Consider the following 1,243-nt stretch of genomic DNA (forward strand, 5'->3'; position numbering starts at 1 on the left):
CCGGCGCGGGGCGCGCGAGCAGCGCGCGGCCCACGATCAGTCCTGCGAACCCGAGGAGCAGAAAGGCGCCCCCCGATCACGGCGTAGGCGATCCAGATGTCGTAACGCACCTCGAGAGCGTGGAAAGCCGCTGCAACCCCAACCCCGATCGCGATCACGAGCGATACCGCACCGATCAGCATGAAGCTGCATGCCAGCGCGTAGCCGGTCACCATCTGCCCGATCCATTGCCGCAGGTCCGCAAGGTAAGAGCGGAAGATCAGGCTCAGCACAGACGAACGGGTTTTGGCGCTCATGGCGATATCCATTGCAGCCGGCATCCGACAACCCGGCAGGATGATCGACGTTCCCTACCGGCCGCGCGTGACGGCTCGGGTCGGACAGCGTCCGCGTTAGTGAGCAGGTGGCGGCCGCAAGCCGTCTGCCTCGGAGAAAATCGCGTTCGAATGTGACGGGTGTGCGGATCGAACGCCTAACTGACCGGAGGCAGATTTGCGCGTGGCCGCAGGAAGCTCGGGAATGGCTTCGCGACCATGAGTGTCGCGCGCTCGTTGGTTTCCAGCGCGATCTTCTGGGCAAGCATCACGTCGCCCGCCGCCAGGCAGCCGACGGGCCGGAAGCACCAGCCGAGCACGACGCAGTCGCTGCCGTCGATCTCATAGACATTGGTGGATGTCCCGTAGCAGATCCGGTATCGCTTGCCGGAGTCCGAGCCGATGACATCGAAGCGCCTGTACTGCTCGAACTGCGCCCGCTGCTCTGTCGACAGCCATGCGGACATCAGCGCGATTCCGCGTGCCTCGACCCTTTCATAGGCCTTCCAGCGATCCCAGATCGCGGCCAGGGTAACGCGCAGCGTCCCGGCAGCGCGCTTAAGCGCGGCCGACAGGGACACTTCGCGCAAACGGGCCGGCATGGCGCGTCAGCCGCCGACCAGTCTGGGATAGAACAGCGTCTCCTCGGCGGTCGGATCGAGCGCCCGGACGAGGTTGGCCTCCCCGGTCGATCCTCGTATTGCAGCGGTGTAGCCGTCCGACACCAGCTCATTGAAACGCGCGTTGGCCCAGGCCAGTTGCTCGCTGTCGGTGGGATCGAAATGCTGCCTCGTGTCACCAGTGTGATCCATGACCAGGATTGTAGCCATGATTGTCTCCCTAGAAGGACATCCACAACTGCGTCAGACCATCGGCACGGCCGTGGTCGGCCTGCCGCCCATCCACTCCGGCAGCGCGGCGCCGTCGCG

At 65.1% G+C, this 1,243-nt stretch carries 2 protein-coding genes and 1 pseudogene; all 3 read right to left on the reverse strand.

Features of this window, described 5'->3' with window-relative positions; all coding sequences use genetic code 11:
• A pseudogene (locus AC628_RS40860) lies at positions 1-296 on the reverse strand (hypothetical protein); the annotation flags it as partial.
• A 176-nt stretch (positions 297-472) separates the two neighbouring features.
• The gene (locus AC628_RS40865; protein WP_245321599.1) at positions 473-916 is read right to left on the reverse strand and encodes a hypothetical protein; all 444 of its coding nucleotides are present in this window, start codon (positions 914-916) and stop codon (positions 473-475) included.
• 6 nt (positions 917-922) lie between these two features.
• Positions 923-1,144 (reverse strand): hypothetical protein, encoded by a 222-nt coding sequence (locus tag AC628_RS40870; protein WP_050420900.1) that lies wholly within the window; start codon positions 1,142-1,144, stop codon positions 923-925.
• Positions 1,145-1,243 lie beyond the last annotated feature (99 nt).

Origin of the sequence: Bradyrhizobium sp. NAS96.2 (genome assembly GCF_001908235.1) — a bacterium.
Lineage (GTDB): Bacteria > Pseudomonadota > Alphaproteobacteria > Rhizobiales > Xanthobacteraceae > Bradyrhizobium.